The sequence below is a fragment of the Devosia psychrophila genome (assembly GCF_000971275.1).
In the GTDB taxonomy this organism is placed as follows: Bacteria; Pseudomonadota; Alphaproteobacteria; order Rhizobiales; family Devosiaceae; genus Devosia; species Devosia psychrophila.
Genome location: NZ_LAPV01000131.1, coordinates 1 through 15,624 on the forward strand (window position 1 = coordinate 1; position 15,624 = coordinate 15,624).

General features: G+C 60.0%; 13 protein-coding genes, 1 tRNA gene and 2 pseudogenes. 7 read left to right on the forward strand and 9 right to left on the reverse strand.

What is annotated here, in order from left to right; translation table 11 throughout:
- Nucleotides 1-272 precede the first annotated feature (272 nt).
- A pseudogene (locus WH91_RS25445) lies at nt 273-542 on the reverse strand (alpha/beta fold hydrolase); the annotation flags it as partial.
- Between the two features lie 9 nt (nt 543-551).
- Nucleotides 552-1,040, reverse strand: a pseudogene (locus WH91_RS25450) (tetratricopeptide repeat protein); the annotation flags it as partial.
- Between the two features lie 115 nt (nt 1,041-1,155).
- On the opposite strand from WH91_RS25450, the gene WH91_RS13230 reads away from it, so the two are divergent.
- The 3 genes from WH91_RS13230 to WH91_RS13240 all read left to right on the forward strand — a co-directional run bounded on the left by WH91_RS13230 (nt 1,156) and on the right by WH91_RS13240 (nt 5,867).
- Nucleotides 1,156-3,321 carry a mechanosensitive ion channel domain-containing protein gene (locus WH91_RS13230; protein ID WP_046171489.1) on the forward strand — a complete coding sequence of 722 codons (2,166 nt, stop codon included), beginning with the start codon at nt 1,156-1,158 and terminating at the stop codon, nt 3,319-3,321.
- Between the two features lie 147 nt (nt 3,322-3,468).
- Nucleotides 3,469-4,686, forward strand: a complete 1,218-nt coding sequence (locus WH91_RS13235; RefSeq protein ID WP_046171518.1) for a lytic murein transglycosylase — start codon at nt 3,469-3,471, stop codon at nt 4,684-4,686.
- A gap of 170 nt (nt 4,687-4,856) precedes the next feature.
- Entirely contained in the window at nt 4,857-5,867 is a 1,011-nt protein-coding gene (locus tag WH91_RS13240; protein WP_074797471.1) for an alpha/beta hydrolase, read from the forward strand.
- Nucleotides 5,868-6,096: 229 nt separating this feature from the next.
- On the opposite strand, the gene WH91_RS13245 is transcribed toward WH91_RS13240, so the two are convergent.
- The 4 genes from WH91_RS13245 to WH91_RS13255 all read right to left on the reverse strand — a co-directional run bounded on the left by WH91_RS13245 (nt 6,097) and on the right by WH91_RS13255 (nt 8,796).
- Nucleotides 6,097-6,510, reverse strand: coding sequence for a VOC family protein (locus tag WH91_RS13245; RefSeq protein ID WP_199533523.1), 414 nt, complete (start codon nt 6,508-6,510; stop codon nt 6,097-6,099).
- A 73-nt stretch (nt 6,511-6,583) separates the two neighbouring features.
- Nucleotides 6,584-7,069 carry a bacterioferritin gene (gene bfr / locus WH91_RS13250; RefSeq protein WP_046171491.1) on the reverse strand — a complete coding sequence of 162 codons (486 nt, stop codon included), beginning with the start codon at nt 7,067-7,069 and terminating at the stop codon, nt 6,584-6,586.
- The gene (locus WH91_RS23520) at nt 7,035-7,385 is read right to left on the reverse strand and encodes a (2Fe-2S)-binding protein (RefSeq protein ID WP_244542364.1); all 351 of its coding nucleotides are present in this window, start codon (nt 7,383-7,385) and stop codon (nt 7,035-7,037) included. Before WH91_RS23520 ends, bfr begins: the two co-directional genes overlap by 35 nt.
- Nucleotides 7,386-7,440: 55 nt before the next feature.
- A complete protein-coding gene (locus WH91_RS13255; RefSeq protein WP_052952828.1) occupies nt 7,441-8,796 on the reverse strand; it encodes an EAL domain-containing protein in 1,356 nt (451 codons plus the stop codon).
- Between the two features lie 141 nt (nt 8,797-8,937).
- Here WH91_RS13255 and WH91_RS13260 point away from each other — a divergent pair, with 141 nt between their 5' ends.
- Nucleotides 8,938-9,744 (forward strand): alpha/beta hydrolase, encoded by an 807-nt coding sequence (locus WH91_RS13260; protein ID WP_052952829.1) that lies wholly within the window; start codon nt 8,938-8,940, stop codon nt 9,742-9,744.
- Here the strand turns inward: WH91_RS13260 and WH91_RS13265 are convergent.
- Both WH91_RS13265 and WH91_RS13270 read right to left on the reverse strand, forming a co-directional pair.
- Nucleotides 9,741-10,436 carry a DUF599 domain-containing protein gene (locus tag WH91_RS13265; RefSeq protein WP_074797473.1) on the reverse strand — a complete coding sequence of 232 codons (696 nt, stop codon included), beginning with the start codon at nt 10,434-10,436 and terminating at the stop codon, nt 9,741-9,743. The two genes, WH91_RS13260 and WH91_RS13265, sit on opposite strands and share 4 nt — an antisense overlap.
- 82 nt (nt 10,437-10,518) lie before the next feature.
- Nucleotides 10,519-11,556 (reverse strand): aldo/keto reductase, encoded by a 1,038-nt coding sequence (locus WH91_RS13270; RefSeq protein ID WP_046171493.1) that lies wholly within the window; start codon nt 11,554-11,556, stop codon nt 10,519-10,521.
- A 219-nt stretch (nt 11,557-11,775) separates the two neighbouring features.
- Between WH91_RS13270 and WH91_RS13275 the strand changes: the two genes are divergently transcribed.
- Both WH91_RS13275 and WH91_RS13280 read left to right on the forward strand, forming a co-directional pair.
- Nucleotides 11,776-11,852, forward strand: a tRNA-Met gene (locus WH91_RS13275).
- Between the two features lie 881 nt (nt 11,853-12,733).
- The gene (locus WH91_RS13280) at nt 12,734-13,339 is read left to right on the forward strand and encodes an NADPH-dependent F420 reductase (RefSeq protein ID WP_280140234.1); all 606 of its coding nucleotides are present in this window, start codon (nt 12,734-12,736) and stop codon (nt 13,337-13,339) included.
- A gap of 96 nt (nt 13,340-13,435) precedes the next feature.
- Here WH91_RS13280 and WH91_RS13285 read toward each other — a convergent pair whose 3' ends face one another.
- Nucleotides 13,436-14,494: an SDR family oxidoreductase gene (locus WH91_RS13285; RefSeq protein ID WP_046171495.1), complete on the reverse strand. Its 1,059-nt coding sequence runs from the start codon at nt 14,492-14,494 to the stop codon at nt 13,436-13,438.
- A gap of 99 nt (nt 14,495-14,593) precedes the next feature.
- Between WH91_RS13285 and WH91_RS13290 the strand changes: the two genes are divergently transcribed.
- On the forward strand, nt 14,594-15,490 hold the full coding sequence (locus tag WH91_RS13290) for a LysR family transcriptional regulator (RefSeq protein ID WP_199533524.1): 897 nt from the start codon (nt 14,594-14,596) through the stop codon (nt 15,488-15,490).
- Nucleotides 15,491-15,624 lie beyond the last annotated feature (134 nt).

Consider the following 15,624-nt stretch of genomic DNA (forward strand, 5'->3'; position numbering starts at 1 on the left):
GCTTTGATTGGCGTCTTTGCTCCGTGATGCCAGGCGCCGAAGCTCTTGCGACGAATAATCCTGCCTGATCCGAACCGAGACTGTCATGGGCGAATTTCCTTCGCCCCATGGAATCAGTAATTCCCTGAAGAAGGAATCCAAAACGAGTCACAAATAATCCCCGTTGGTATTAGCCAAGCCCCGCAGGCTGTTCAGACAAACCGAGCCACCTCTGCCATCAGGCACAAAATCCACTTATCCCGCTGTCCAGATTTCCCGAGCCACCTCTCCAGATCCCGCGTGCTCCGGCCATGGCCTCGACTATTGATCACGATAACCCTATGGCCCGAGCCCAGAAGGGAAGGAATCTGATGTGCTCAGTTGCCGCTGTGGCCAAGGCCGCCATGCAGCAGGATAACGGCCGGACCTTTACCGACGTCGGCGTACCAGATGCGGGCGCCGCAGTGCTCGACGTGGTCCGCCCGCTCCGGCGTCGGTAGCGGCGGCGTTCCGTCACGTTCGAAGATCACAAGGACATCGTCGCGAAAAGGCGCCGAAGGCAGGGATGCGGCATGACTGGTAACCGAGCGACGATAGCGCGGCAGGCGGGCGGCGAGCCTCGTCAGAACTCCGGCTAACGCATCTCGTTCGAGCCCAAGGTCGGCCAGCGTCAGCGCTTCGAATATGGCCACGGCGTCATTGAGGTCGTCGCTGCTGCGCTGGCGCTCGGCGATGAGCAGGGCCAGTCCCTCATCAGGACGTCCGAGATCGCGCAGCTTGCTGGCCAGCTGAATTGTGGCCCGGCGGTGCAGGTCGCTATCAAGCCCCTTGCCTAGAGCAGCCTGATATAGCGGCGCGGCGGCGGCCTCGTTGCCGATTGAATCATTGGCCGAAGCCAGCTCGAACGGTGCCCGTGAGTGTTGCTCCGGCAGTTCGGCCATCAACGTCGACATAGCCTCGAGAAACTTAGCCGGTGGCGTGGCGTCGACAGCGGTCCATAACGTAGCGAGACGCGCCAACCAGTCGGCGGGGATGTTGTGCTGGTCCATTTCGTGCTCCATTCACGGCAGAACAATGCGCAGGCGGTTGAACCTTGTCGCCGCCTCAGCGTATCCACATTCGGCAGGCACCAAGGCGTGCGATCGCCAATCCTTGTCGAGTATAGCGGATATTTCAATGCGCACCCTGCTTCTGCTGCTCATGCTGGTTCTATCGCCCGTCGCCGTCATGGCGCAGGTGCCGGGCCTTACGCCCGCGCCAGAGGCCCGCACGGAGCCCGGCAGCGACGCCAGCATCGACGAACTGGTGCGCATCCTTGAAAATGATCAGACCCGCGCGTTGCTGATCGAGCGGCTGCAGCAGACCGGTGCCGGCGCCCCTGTCCCTGCGGAGACGCCTCACGATCTGAGCATCGTGCGACAGCTGGCCGAATATACCCGGGCCGCGGCCGAGGGCACGTCGACCACCCTGCGTTCGTTGGGCGCGGTGTTCGTCGATCTGCAGCAGGGGTTAAGCGGTACGCTGAACGCCGATCTTGAGAGCTTTCGCGATGTGTCGATCAGCGTGCTGCTGGTGGCTGCGGGGCTGTTCGGCAGTTTCTGGGTGCTGCGGCTGGTGGTGCATTGGGCGCTGCGGATGATTGCGCGGCGGGTTGCCGGCCGTGGCTGGATATCGCGCGTTGCCGGCACCATCGGGGCGCTACTGGTCGATCTTGGCTCGGTGCTGCTGGCCTGGGCCATCGGCTATATCGTGGCGATTACTCTGGTCGATGGTACGACAGGACGCATGGGCATCAACCAGTCGCTGTTGCTCAATGCTTTCCTCCTGGTGGAGATGACCAAGATGGTGGCGCGAGCTTTGCTGGCGCCGCGCTACGAGGCCGTGCGGTTGTTACCCGTGGGTGACGGTAACGCGGCTTACTGGTCGTTTTGGCTGGCGCGGATCATTTCGCTGGTCGGCTACACTTTCCTATTTGTCTCCCCATTACTGGCTTCCAATATTTCAATCGGCGCTGCCTCGGCGGTGCAGGTTCTGGTAATGGCGACGGCCGTCACTATCGGCATCATCATCGTGCTGCAGAACAAGGACGAAGTGCGGATCTGGCTGTCCGGCATTGCCGAGCGGCGTGGGCATGACGGCACCGGGCAGTTGCTATCGCTGCTCGGCCAGCACTGGCATGTGGTGGCCATCGTCTATCTGGTGACGCTGCTGGTGGTGTGGTTCGCCAATCCGGATCAGGCGCTGCCCTTCATGCTCGGGGCGACAGTGCAGTCGATCGTGGCAATTCTTGTCGGTATCGTCATCGTCAGTTTTATTTCGCGCTTCGTCAATGCGGGACTTAGCCTGCCGCCTGATATCAAACAGCGCTTGCCGCTGCTGGAAACGCGACTGCGGGCCTTCGTGCCGACTGTGATGCAGGTAGTGCGCTGGGTGGCTATCGTGGCGGTGCTGCTTGCCATAGCCCAGGCTTGGGCGCTGTTCGATTTCGTCGGCTGGATAGGCAGCGATCATGGCCAGCAGGTTGCCGGCTCGGTTATTTCCGCTGCACTGATCATCCTCGCCTGCGTCGTGCTGCATGTGGTGGTGGCATCGTGGATAGAATACCGACTCAACACCAGCATCGGCAAAACACCGACGCCGCGCGAGAAGACGCTGCTCGGCTTGTTCAAGAACGCTTTCACCATCGCGCTGGTGGTGTTTGGGCTGATGCTGGCGCTGGCGCAGATCGGGGTCAATATCGCGCCACTGCTGGCGGGCGCCGGGGTGATCGGCCTGGCCATCGGTTTTGGCGCACAAAAACTGGTGCAGGATATCATTACCGGCATTTTCATCCAGTTTGAAAATGTGATGAACGAGGGTGACGTGGTGGAGGCGGCTGGCCGCTCGGGCGTCGTTGAAAAGCTCACAATTCGGTCGGTGACGATCCGTGACATGAGCGGAACGGTGCATCTGATCCCGTTTTCCTCGGTGGACCAGGTCTCCAATATGGTTCGCGGTTTCTCGTTCTATGTGGCGGAGTTCGAAGTGGCGCGCGACAGCACTATCGAGGAGGTCAAACAGGCGCTGCGTGATGCCTTTGTGCAGGTGATGGAAATTCCCGAGCACCGCGACGTCATCCTCGATGATCTCGACCTGCAGGGGCTGATTGCCATCACGCCTGCCTCGATGAGCCTACGCACCCGCATCAAGACGGTGGCCGGCAAGCAGTGGGGCGCCGGCCGGCTGTATAGCGAGTTGGTGATGCGCCTGTTTGAAGATCGCGGCATCAAAACGCCGAGCCAGACCGTGACCTACCGCACCGCGGGACAATTGCCCCCTCCCGGAAGCGAGCCCGCTCAATAAAGTTGGCGCATTCGTGATCGGGCTAAGCGCCACTGGGCCTTGCCTTAAACCGATCTTAATTTGATGGGTTAAAATAGTGATACACGCGCCCGTTGCGGCACAGCCGGCGCAATCGTGTTTTTTGTCACGCGTATCACGAGGCTCGTCATGTTCCACTCGACCGGCAAATCCATCCTTGCCCTGCGCGGGCTTTCCGCATTGGCAATCGCTGCTGCCCTGAGCTTGAGCGCCGTGGCGCCCGCTTTGGCCAATAGCGCCGATTTCGTGCGTAGCCTGTGGCCCCAGGCAGAGGCGCGCGGCGTCAGCCGCTCCGCATTCCAGGCGGCCTTTGCGGGCTACAGCTTCTCGGCCAAGCTGATGGAGCATACCAAGTCGCAACCCGAATTCACCCGCACGGTGCAGGACTATATCGAGCGCCGCGTCACCAATGCCCAGGCCAACAAGGGCCGCGCAATGCGGTCCGAGTGGAACCAGACGCTGACCGGGAGCAAGCAGCGCTGGGGCGTGCAGCCGGAATTCGTGCTGGCCATCTGGGGCATGGAGACCAACTTCGGTGGCTTCATGGGCGGCGAACAAACCATTCACGCGCTGGCAACGCTGACCGAGGGCGGCTATCGCCCGGACTTTTTCCGCGAAGAGTTGCTGACAGCCCTGCGCATCATTTCCGATGGCCATGTGAGCGCCGATAACATGTTGGGCTCATGGGCCGGCGCCATGGGCCACACCCAGTTCATGCCCTCAAGCTTCATGCGCTATGCGGTCGATTACAATGGCGACGGCAAGAAGGACATTTGGAACTCGGTGCAGGACGCGCTGGGCTCCACGGCGAATTACCTGCACAGCTTCGGCTGGCGCGAGGGCGAAACCTGGGGTTATGAGGTCAATCTGCCGAGTGGCTTCGATTATGCGGGGGCGCGCCAACTGGAACGGGCGCCGCTGGCCCAGTGGCAGGCCATGGGCATCCAGCGCGTTTCGGGCAAGCCGTTTCCACGTGGCAGCGATATCGGGCGCCTTTACATGCCGGCGGGCGCCTCAGGGCCGACGTTCCTGCTGCTGCCGAACTTCGATGTGATCAAGCGCTACAATAATTCCGACAGCTATGCGCTCGCCGTGGGGCACCTGGCAGATCGCATTATTGGTGGCGGCGACTTTGCCACGCCGTGGCCGGCCAATGACTATGCCCTCAGCAAGGCGCAGCGCGGCGAGCTGCAGACGCTGCTTGGCCGGGTCGGCTACAATGTGGGTTCACCCGATGGCGTGCTCGGTCCCAAGACGCGCGCTGCGGTGATTGCCTATCAGCAGCGCGCGGGCATTCCTGCCGACGGACACATTTCTGGCAGATTGCTCGATAGGCTCAAGCGTTAACCTATCGTTAACCCTTTGGGGGCACCCTAAGCGGGCTTAAGTAGAGGGCAGGCAGTCTCCATTCATTCGAGGCGCCTGCCCTCGCCCATTATGCGAGGCCTCCGGGATGGCCACAATATTCCCGGTATTTGCCGCTATGTGGCGGCTCTCCCAATTTGCGCGTTGTAGCCATGTCTAAGCCCTATTCCCTATCCCGCCGTACCCTCATCGGCCTGCTGCTGGTGAGCGTTGCGCTGCCCAGCCCGGCCTTCGCCCTGTCAATCATGGATCCGTTCAACCTGCCGGCGGCCATGGATGGCGGCACAGTCAAGGTCGGCGACGGCATCGCCTATGCCGATGGGCCGCGCCACAAGCTCGATGTCTATGCCCCTGCAGCACGCGGTTCGCTGGCGCCGGTGGTATTCTTCATTTATGGCGGCGGCTGGAGCCGGGGCGAGCGCTACGAATACCAGTTCGTCGGCCAGGCCCTGGCGTCGCGCGGCTTCGTCGTGGTCATCGCAGACTATCGGCTGGTGCCTGAGGTTACCTATCCGGCATTCCTCGAGGACAGTGCCAATGCGCTGGCCTGGGTACAGGACAACATTACCTCCTACGGTGGCGATACAAATCGCCTCTTCCTCGCCGGTCACTCGGCTGGTGCCTATAATGCCACCATGCTGGCGCTCGATCCGTCGTTCCTGCGCGAATATGGCGTGACCATGCCTATCCTCGGCGTCGCGGCGCTCTCCGGGCCGTTCGATTTCTATCCGTTCGAATATGGCGAGGTGCGCGAGGCCTTCGGCAAGGCGCCGAACCCGCAGGGCACGCAACCGATCAATTTGGTGACCAGCGATATGCCGCCGATGTACCTGGCTTCCGGCACGACTGATCCCATTGTGCGGGTGCAAAATACCGAGCGCTTCGCCCAGAAACTCAAGGACAGCGGCGTCTGGGTCACAACCCGCTATTATGAGGGCTTCGGCCACATGGAGACGGTGCTGGCGCTCGGCGCCATGTGGCGCTGGCGCATGCCGGTGCTCGACGACATGGTCACCTTCTTCCAGATGTTCGGCGCCTTCCCCAGCGGTGTGCCTTATGTCGCCGTGGCGCCCAACGCCCCCGAAGACCTGCCCGAAGCCATTGCGCCGATGGACCAGATCGTTGAACAGATGAATTCTATGTTCCAGCCGATCGAGAACTAGGCAGCGCCCGCAGGGACAAATCGCGCCAGTGGTGCGATTTAAGCAGACTAGGCCATGAGGCCTATGGCCGAATGGCACGAAGGCGCCGCATTCACCGGGCGTCATCAACCGGCCGTCACCCTCGGGCTTGACCCGAGGGCCCTTCACTTGCCGAGCGGCCGGTGAAGTACAGAGCCCTCGGGTCGAGCCCGAGGGTGACGTGCAGTGCCTGCCAGAGCGAAGGTAATCTTTACCGCGTGGACTCAATCTCCACGGACGCCGCCGAGCGCTGGTTCTCTCCGTGGAACACCGCCTCGATATTGTTTCCGTCCGGATCGAGCACGAAGGCACCGTAGTAGCCAGGGTGGTAGTGCCGTTCGCCCGGCTTGCCATTGTCGCTGCCGCCGGCCGCCAGCGCGGCCTCATAGAAAGCGTCGACCGTGGCGCGATCGCTCGCCTGGAAAGCCAGGTGGATGTGGCTCGGCGTGGTTTTGGCATCCGCCCCATCAACGAACAACTCGTCGACCTGGAACCAGCCCTCGCCCTGCATTTGGATGGTGTGGCCTAGTGTAGCCAAAACTTTTTCATAGAACAGGCGCGTATCTGCAAAGTTCCGCGCCCGCAGGTGGATATGGTCGACAAGTCGGCCGAAGTGCCAGGTCATGATATTCTCCATAAACTGGTACAAAGCAAAACCGCCCGGAACTGGTTCCGGGCGGCTTGAAATCTGAACTGGATTATTCGGCTTCGTTGGCCGGGGAAGAATTGAGCTGGCCGTATTTTTCGACGCCGATCTTTTCGAGCAGGTCGAGCTGGGTCTCCAGGAAGTCAATATGACCTTCCTCGTCCGTCAGCAGGGCTTCAAACAGGTTCTTGGAGACATAGTCACCAATGCTTTCGCAGAGCTCGCGGCTGGCCTTATAGGCGGCGCGGGCTTCGTATTCGCCGGCGAGATCGGCCTCTAGCACTTCCTTGATGGTCTGGCCGATTCGCAAAGGCGCAACGCGCTGCAGGTTCGGGTGACCTTCGAGGAAGATGATGCGCTCGATCAGACGATCGGCATGATGCATTTCTTCAATGGATTCGGCGCGTTCCTTGGCAGCCAGCTTCTTAAAGCCCCAGTCGTCGAGCAGACGAAAATGGACCCAATACTGGTTGACCGCACCGAGTTCGAGAAAGAGGGCCTCGTTAAGCCGCTCGATGACTTGTGCTTCGCCTTTCACGCCGTACTCCACTCTGTTGCTTTTTAAGCTTGTCTAACCCAGATGGAAGCGAAACGACTTCGCCGGCCTCCAGGGCTTGCTGCGAGTGGTAGTTTTCGGTGACGCGGACAATAATGTCCACCACATTCGGTACGCAACCGCTGCATTTGGCGCGGCGATTCAGCTCACCATAGACCTTGGCCGGCACGACTAGTTGCCAGGGATCGGCTTTAAGCAGGTCGAGAACGATGTTCTCGACCTCGCTGCTGGTGATCATATTGCACTGACATACGAGCATATTGGTGCGACTGGTCTTGATGGAGCTTGCTGGCCGCATAAAGCGACTCCATTAGGTGAATGTCAATGTCAGATTTGAATTGCCCGAGGCAGGATCAGGTGTGGGGACGCGCTTCCAACCATTGTTGCAGCAGGTCTGCTGGCATGGGCCGCGCCATGTGAAAGCCCTGGCCTTCCTCGACGCCCAGGCTACGGAGATGGTCATAGGCGTAGGCGGTTTCGATGCCTTCGGCGCAGACCCGGAAACCCAACCCATTGGCCATGGCGATGATCTGGCGCAGCAGGAAGTCGTCGTGGCTGGCGTCGATCAGCGGGCGCACGAACGACTGATCGATCTTGAGGACATCGGCCGGGATGCGCGAGAGGTAGCTCAGGTTGGAATATCCAGAGCCGAAGTCGTCGAGCGCCACGGTGACGCCCGCTCTGCGCAAGCGCGTCAGTTGCTGCACGGTGCGCTGCGAATTGGTCGCCAGCGTGCCTTCGGTGAATTCGAGTTCGACATGCTGAGGCTCAAGCTCCAGCGCTTCGAGCCGATGCAGCAGCACGTCGTCAAAGCCGGCCTCGGACAGGTTGACCGGCGAGGCGTTGATCGACACGCGCAGGTCGTATCCCAGGTCGCGGAACAGCCGGTTCTGCTGCAGCGCCGTAGTCATCACCCAATCTGTCAGTGGTGTGATCAGCGCGGTCTGTTCGGCCAGCGGCACAAATTCTGCTGGCGATATGGGGCCCAGTTCGGGATGGGTCCAGCGCAGCAGGGCCTCGACGGCGTGGCAGGCGCCGGAACTCATCGTGATGCGTGGCTGGTAGTGCAGCGTCAGCTGGTCCGGCGCGGCGAGTGCTGCGGGCAGGTCTGCCAGAATACGGAATGCGCGCAGGTGGGCGGCGTCGGAGCTGTGATCATAGAAGGTGTAGCCGCTGTCGATGCGGCGGCTGTCCTGTGCCGCGACCAACGCGGCGCGCAGCGATTCCGCAGCCCCCTGCGTGCTGTCGAGCGGCAGCAGGCCAACGCCGACCTTGGTCTTGATCGGAATGGCGTTGACTTCGATGGCGCCAGCGAAAGCGGCCGCGATGATGGTCGCCAAGGTCGGCGCCTGGGCTGGGTAGTCGACCGGAATGGCAGTGGCGATGCTTAGCACGCTGACGTGAAAAATAGCCGCGTCGGGCGGCAGCAGCGACGCCAGCATGCTGGCGCCGGCGCGGACAAAGTCATCGGCAAACGCCATGCCGAGGGCACGCAGGATTTCGTTGTAATGCTTGGCCTCAGCCAGGGTCACCAGTACCAGCATCGTGGGCCGGTGGGGATGGGCGAGGTCAGCGAAGCGTTCGATGAACTGTAGGCGATTGGGCAGGCGGGTGACGTGATCGAAACGACCGATCTGCGCCATCGCGGCCTCGGAAGGTGCAGTGGCGGCAGGCGTGGTTTCGATGCTGGGTCGCGCGCCGTAGCTCACGCTGTGGTCTCCATCTGCTCCCGAAGGCGCAATCTGGCCCGGCGCTCCTTAAAGCCGGATGAACTTTGCAGCAATCATCGTGTCTTAGCGAAACATTGTTAGCCTCTCGCTCGTATCTTGGTTGCACGAAACGGGGCGGTCATGACTATCTCTATCCTCAGTATCATCAATGCCCTCAGTCCCAAGGATGCGGGTGCTACCAGGGTCGCGAGTGATGTGCCCTATGGCGCGTCGGCGCGGCAGAAGCTCGATGTCTATGCACCCAAGAAAGCCGACGGACCTCTTCCCGTGATATTCTTCGTCTATGGTGGCTCCTGGATGGACGGCAGCCGTCATCACTATACCTTCGCCGGTCGAGCGCTGGCGGCTCTGGGTTATGTTGCTGTCATTGCAGATTATAGGGTGCTGCCCGAGGTCGAATATCCCGGCTTTCTCGATGATGGCGCGGCGGCATTTTCCTGGGTGGTCGAGCATATTGCCGAGTATGGTGGCGACCCAAACCGCCTGGCGCTGATGGGGCATTCGGCCGGCGCCTACAATGCGCTGATGCTGGGGCTGGATCGCGACTACCTCACACGGCTGGGCCTGCGTGACCGGGTGCGCTGCATGGTGGGGCTGTCCGGGCCCTATGATTTTTTTCCGTTCGATGGCCCGATAACACTACGCACCTTTGGCGCAGTGCGCGAGCCGTTGGGCACGCAGCCAATCAACCACGTGTCGGCCGACGCGCCGCCGACATTTCTGGGCTCGGGCGACAAGGATACCCTGGTCTATCCGCGCAACAGCATGGCCTTGGCCAAGAAGCTGCGCGAAGCGGGCGTGACGGTGGTCGAAAAACACTATCCGACGCTGGGGCATCCGGGGCCGCTGATGGCGCTGGGCCGTCCCGCCCGCCGCATCGCGCCGGTGCTGGCCGACGTTGCCGCGTTCTTGCGCCAGTATCTTTAGAGTTTTCTTTCCTGCTGCCGACGCGCTGCGATGATTGCGGCCGAAGCGGCCGTCCGGTGCGGCGACGAAAAGAACTCTCTATGCGCCAAAATCAGGATGGTGGCGACACAGGTAGCGATCGGCAGCCATTCCGAGACGAACCAGGCGACCGTGGCGACCGAGAAATAATAGGCCCGAATGCCGCTGTTGAAATTTTTGGCGCCTAGCGCATTCATCCGCGTAATGGCGTCGATCTCTTCGTCCGAAATTGGCGAGGAATGATCGATGGCCCCGAGCATGATGCAGAAGTGGTTGAACTGGCGCAGCGACAGCGTGAAGGCGAAAAACGCCAACACGAACATCGTCAGCATCACCACCAAATGCAGTTGCACCTCCGTCACCGAATAGACCCGGTGCAGCGACGCCGAATTGAGCGCCGCCATAAGTGCGGGCAATTGGCCGAACACCGCGAAGATGGCAAGGATCAGCAGCACGGCGGTGGATGCGAGGAAGCTGACCGAGCCCATGATATTGCCGGACAGGATCGCATCGAACGGCGATTCCCGTAGCGCGGCATTGGCCACCCAGCGACGGCGCTGCATGTTCATGATCACCGACAGCGACGGCCGCAGCTTTTCCAGCTGCGGCACGATGATGTTGTAGGCGAAGTAGCAGAGCAGCGGAAAAAACGTCGAAATCAGCGTCGTCGACAAGGTCGCCCCCAAATCTGCGGAATGTCCACGTTTATAGCGCTTGGGCGGTGCTCAACGCTAACAGTCTGTTGACCGATTGCTATCAGATCGGCCGCGGATAGCGGCGGTGCAGCGCATCGATTTCGACCAGCAATTCCGGCGATAATACTAAGTCTTTAGCTCCGATATCATTGGCGAGTTGCTCGGTGCTGGTAGCGCCGATGATGACAGATGTCGTGAACGGGCGGGTCATGGCGAAGGCGATGGCCATCTGCGAAACGTCGAGCCCATGGCGCTTGGCCAGCGCAATATATTCCTTGCCGGCAGCCTCGGAATGCTCATTCAGCCGCCAGAAACCCTTCTGATAATCGCCGCGGCTGCCAGCCGGAATCTGGCCGTCGAAATATTTGCCTGTGATCAATCCGCCGGCCAGCGGTGAATAGGCGAGCAGGCCCACATTCTCATGATGGCTCAGCTCGGCCATGTCGTGGTCGAAAATTCGGCGCAGCAAGCTGTACTCGTTCTGCACGGAAACCAGCCGCGGGAAGCCTTTAGCCTCGGCGATGCGCAGCCATTGGGCAATGCCCCAGGTGGTCTCGTTGGAGACGCCGACATGGCCCAGCTTGCCTTCCTTGACCAGCGCACCAAGCGTTTCGAGCATGTCCTCGATATTGGCGAGCACGTCTGCCGTGTCCTGCTTGTGCGGCTCGTAGGTCCAGTATCCCTCGAAATTGTAGCTACCGCGACCGGCCCAATGGATCTGATAGAGATCGATATAATCGGTCTGCAGGCGCCGAAGGCTTGCCTCGAACGCTTCGCGCAGGGTCTTGCCGCTGGTGCCAGTATTGTTGCGGATAAAGTCGACCGGACCGCCTATGACCTTGGTTGCGAGCACCCACTGGTCGCGCTTGCCGGTTTTCTTGAACCAGTTGCCGATAATCTCCTCGGTGCGTCCCGAAGTTTCGGGGCTGCGCGGCACCGCGTAGATTTCTGCCGTGTCCATGAAATTGAGCCCAGCTTCGAGAGCCATGTCGATCTGGGCATGGCCCTCGGCCTCGGTATTCTGGCTGCCCCAGGTCATCGTTCCAAGGCACAGTTCGGTAACGAGCAGGTCGGTGCGGCCAAGCGGCTTCAGTTTCATAAGATAATCTCGACAAGTGGTATGGAAGCCTGCACACCCTAGCCGAACCCGCCAAAAATGACAGGCTTGCTGCCCAAAAATCGTACCGTCAAAAAACTGTCACGCAATAGCTCTTTAGGGGTTGAGCAATCGGCGATCACCCCCTATATACCCATCACGTCGCGGCCAACGGTCGTGATCGATGACAACCCACCCGGCATTGTTATCAAACATCCTTGTCGCGGGATGGAGCAGCCCGGTAGCTCGTCAGGCTCATAACCTGAAGGTCGCAGGTTCAAATCCTGCTCCCGCAACCAAAGAAGCCCAGTAAACTCAATGAGTTCGCTGGGCTTTTCCCTTTTCAGCTTTACTGGTGTGAAAGTCGTGTCCGCACCGTGTCCGGATTTGTGAGCATCTCGTCAAGCGGGTGCTGCGTCACGGCACAAGGTTCAGAGTTACTCCGACCTAGTTCCGTTCAGCTCGATAGCCGGGCAGGTCGCGAGCAGACCATTCCGCGGCATCGGCAGACACTGACGGCTTTGCCCATTTGGGTGCCGAGTTGTTCGGTTCTGTCACGTCGCGTGCTGGAATACGATCCCAAGCATTTCGGTCGGTCGCGTACGCTCCCGTCAATTCCATGCGACATATGATCCGATACGGGCAACATTTAGGGAAGCCAAATGGAAAATGAGATTGGCTCGAAGGCCGAAGTTGCGGCCGATGCAACAGTACCCCCTCCCTCCAGATAGCCAGAGCCTATTGTACACACCCAAGCTGAGTGCGATTACATCCGGCATTGGTGGAAGCGAGGATATGCGGCCGACACCAAGCTAGCCGCCCTCGTGGATTTGATAGAGGACAGGCGTCGTCTCATTTAGCATTTTTTGCGAGATTTTGGTGATTGCGCGCTCCAGCTCCGAAATCTGAGCGTTGAACCGCCCAGCAAATGCGCCAGTATCTTCATCTTCCAGCGACCTTCCAGGCTGGCGAGAACTGTCTCCATGTTGTCGCCGCACAGCGTCCGGTGGACGATGTCGCACTCCAATCTAGAGGGCATGGTGAGCTTACCTTTCGGTGTGTACCCGACAAAAAAGTCGGTTCTTGTGCATTTTGCAGTCTGGCCGATTTGGGGTTGAGGAGAACATGGCAAGCCAAAAGGCCTGCCATCCCTGGAGTCGGATAAAACGAAAATTGACTTATCGGTGCAAGCTTTATGGGGCGCGCCCTCGCCACGGTCGCCGTTAAACTAGGGCACGATGTCATGGTCAGCAATTCGGGTGGCCCCGATACGCTGTTCAGCCTGGTCGGCACCCTGGGTGTCAAGCTCGGCACGGTCGAGGAAGCCGCCGCCTTCGGCAACATCGTCGTCGTCGCCATTCCATCGAGGGCTTATCGCTCCCTGTCGGCCGATCTGCTCGCCGGCAAGGTCGTCGTCGATGCCAACAACTATTACCCGCAGCGCGATGGCCATATCGCGGAACTGGATAGCCAGGAGACCACGACCAGCCAGTTGCTGGCCGACCACCTGATGCAATCGAAAGTGGTCAAGGCATTCAACGCCATCGTTGCCAGGGATATCGAAACAGACGGCAGGCCGTCTGGATCAGCCGACCGGCGCGCCCATCCCATTGCCGGCGATGACGCCGCCGCCAAAGCGGTGATTGCCGGTCTTGTCGAGCAGATCGGGTTCAACGTCGTAGATGTAGGCCAGCTGTCCGAAGGCTGGCGTTTTCAGGCCAACACACCCGCATACTGTGTGCGACTTGACGCTGCGGGACTGCGGAAAGCTCTTGCCGCTGCATAATCGAGCCTCGCGAAGCTGGCGGGGTGTAAGTGAGCAACGTCTAACGAGACCACAGTTCAGGGTGGCCGGTAGTCGCCCCCTCCAGCAGACGTTCTGCTACCCAATGATCTTGCGCGCACGCAGATCGTCGAACACCGAAAAGAACATTGTTGCCGTGTCGACATGTTGGTGAAAGCCCAAGCGCCGGGCTTTAGATCCGTCGGCGAAAAAATCGTAGTTCCAACCAAAGACAGCATCACCGAAAGGCCAGGACGACACATCTAGATAGCTGACGTTCGCCAGCCCGTGGCGAGCCACCATGTCTGCCCAAAGCGGCTCCTTGTCGGCCATGATGGTCGAGAGGTTCATTGGTAGCGGCGGCGCCACTTCCATTTTGAAATAGGCCGCTATCCTGGGCCACATTTCACTCCAGCGAAACAGATCGCCATTTGTGATGTTGAGAGCCTGATTTGCACAGGCCGGGGTAGTGGCCGCCCAGACGGTGGCCCGCGCCAGCAGCCCGGCGTCCGTCATTTCCAACAGGCTGTCATAAGCGCCCGGCTTGCCGGGGAAACGAAGTGGCAAACCGAGTTCTTTCGACATGCTCGCGTAAATGGCGATGACCATGGCGAGGTTCATCGGATTGCCCAACCCAAAACCGATAACCACCGAAGGGCGTAAGGCGGACCACGTCCAGCTCTGGTCGATCTGCCGTCGTTCGAGAAACGCCTGCTGGTCGATATTGAATTCAGGCGGCATGTGATTGGCATCACTCTCCCGCGCTGGTGTCTTGAAAGGCCCCAGGTGGGCGCCATAGACCTTGTAGCCCTGCATCAGGCTGATGTGCTGTAAGCCCTTGGCAACGGGCTCGATCGCGTCGACTACGTTGACCAGCATCGCCAGATTTGGTGGCACCAGCTCGGCCCAGCTGGGGCGATCCTGGTAGGCGGCATAAAAGATATGAGTGACCCCGGACAGTTCAGCGAGGGCGTGATCGGTGGCATCGCGGTCGAGCAGATCGACAGCGATATAGCCTACGCGGTCGGTCGATACACCACCGCGGCGTGACAGTCCGACAGTATCCCAATCATCCAATGTCAGCAGATGATCGATGAGATTGCCGCCAATCACGCCATTGGCGCCGACGACTAAAGCGGTCTTTCGTGGTTCGGACATGCTGTGCTCCTTGTGCCCATAGTGGGCGATGACGCACCATCATTCATTTGCCAAGCGCGGAGCAGGCCCCTAAATGTTAGATCAGTTATAAGTAAATCGTTGGGTGAAATTTTGGATGTGTTGGCTGCAATGAAGGTGTTCGTCCGCGTCGCTGAACTGGGCAGCCTGTCTGCGGCAGGCCGAGACCTGAAGCTGTCCCAGCCAGCCGTGAGCCAGAAAGTCAACGCGCTCGAGCAGCATCTGGGCGTGCGGCTCGTCAACCGGACCACTCGTCAATTGTCGCTGACCGAGGCGGGTCAGACTTACTATTCGCGGGCCAAGCCAGTTCTCGCTGCAGTTATCGAGGCGGCTGAACTGGTTGCCAGCAGCGAGTTGACTGGCCACCTCCGCATTCAGGCGCCCACTGGCTTCGGCCAGATGTACCTCGCTGACATAGCAATCGCGTTTCAGTTGAAGCACCCTGGGCTGACCACCGAATTGATGCTGGACGACCGCTATGTGGACCTGACCGAACAGGCGGTCGACCTTGCAATTCGCTTTGGCACCCTGCGGTCCTCCGGCCTCATTGCGCGCCGACTCGGCACGCTTCGACGGATCCTGGTTGCCGCACCAGATTACCTTGACCAGCACGGCATACCTGAAACGCCTGAAGAGTTGTCGACTCACCGGCAGGTCCGGTTCAGTTGGGCCGCAACAGACGACACCATGCCGTTGATCGGTCCGGCGGGGTCGCTTTTGGTAGTGGTGGAGACCAGCTTTCTCGCCAACAACACCTTCGTGCTCACCAAGGCACTCGTCGGCGGACTTGGCTTGGGCGGCGCGCAGCTTCCCCAGATACAGGACGAACTCGCCGCCGGAAAATTGGTACAAATCATGCCAGTCTACCAATACGCACCACTCGACGTGCATGCAGTCTTTCCCATGTCACAATACGTCCCGGCGAAAGTCAGGGGATTTACCGATCACCTTAAAAGCGCCTTAGCAAAAATCATCTGACGTCGGGTCTCGAAACGTGACTCTGTGAAAGGCGCACTGGTCGAGCTCTCAATCGACAGACATCGTACCGCCTCCAACAGGCGACTGGAGATAACTTTGCACCGCAATTCTGGCCCAATGCCTTCAAATGACGC

Coding starts and splice junctions, on each gene's coding strand:
- WH91_RS13235 (WP_046171518.1), top strand. CDS start 3,469: ATGTTCCACTCGACCGGCAAATCCATCCTTGCCCTGCGCGGGCTTTCC.
- WH91_RS13270 (WP_046171493.1), bottom strand. CDS start 11,556: ATGAAACTGAAGCCGCTTGGCCGCACCGACCTGCTCGTTACCGAACTG.
- WH91_RS13240 (WP_074797471.1), top strand. CDS start 4,857: ATGTCTAAGCCCTATTCCCTATCCCGCCGTACCCTCATCGGCCTGCTG.
- WH91_RS13260 (WP_052952829.1), top strand. CDS start 8,938: ATGACTATCTCTATCCTCAGTATCATCAATGCCCTCAGTCCCAAGGAT.
- WH91_RS23520 (WP_244542364.1), bottom strand. CDS start 7,385: ATGCGGCCAGCAAGCTCCATCAAGACCAGTCGCACCAATATGCTCGTA.
- WH91_RS13245 (WP_199533523.1), bottom strand. CDS start 6,510: ATGACCTGGCACTTCGGCCGACTTGTCGACCATATCCACCTGCGGGCG.
- WH91_RS13230 (WP_046171489.1), top strand. CDS start 1,156: ATGCGCACCCTGCTTCTGCTGCTCATGCTGGTTCTATCGCCCGTCGCC.
- WH91_RS13285 (WP_046171495.1), bottom strand. CDS start 14,494: ATGTCCGAACCACGAAAGACCGCTTTAGTCGTCGGCGCCAATGGCGTG.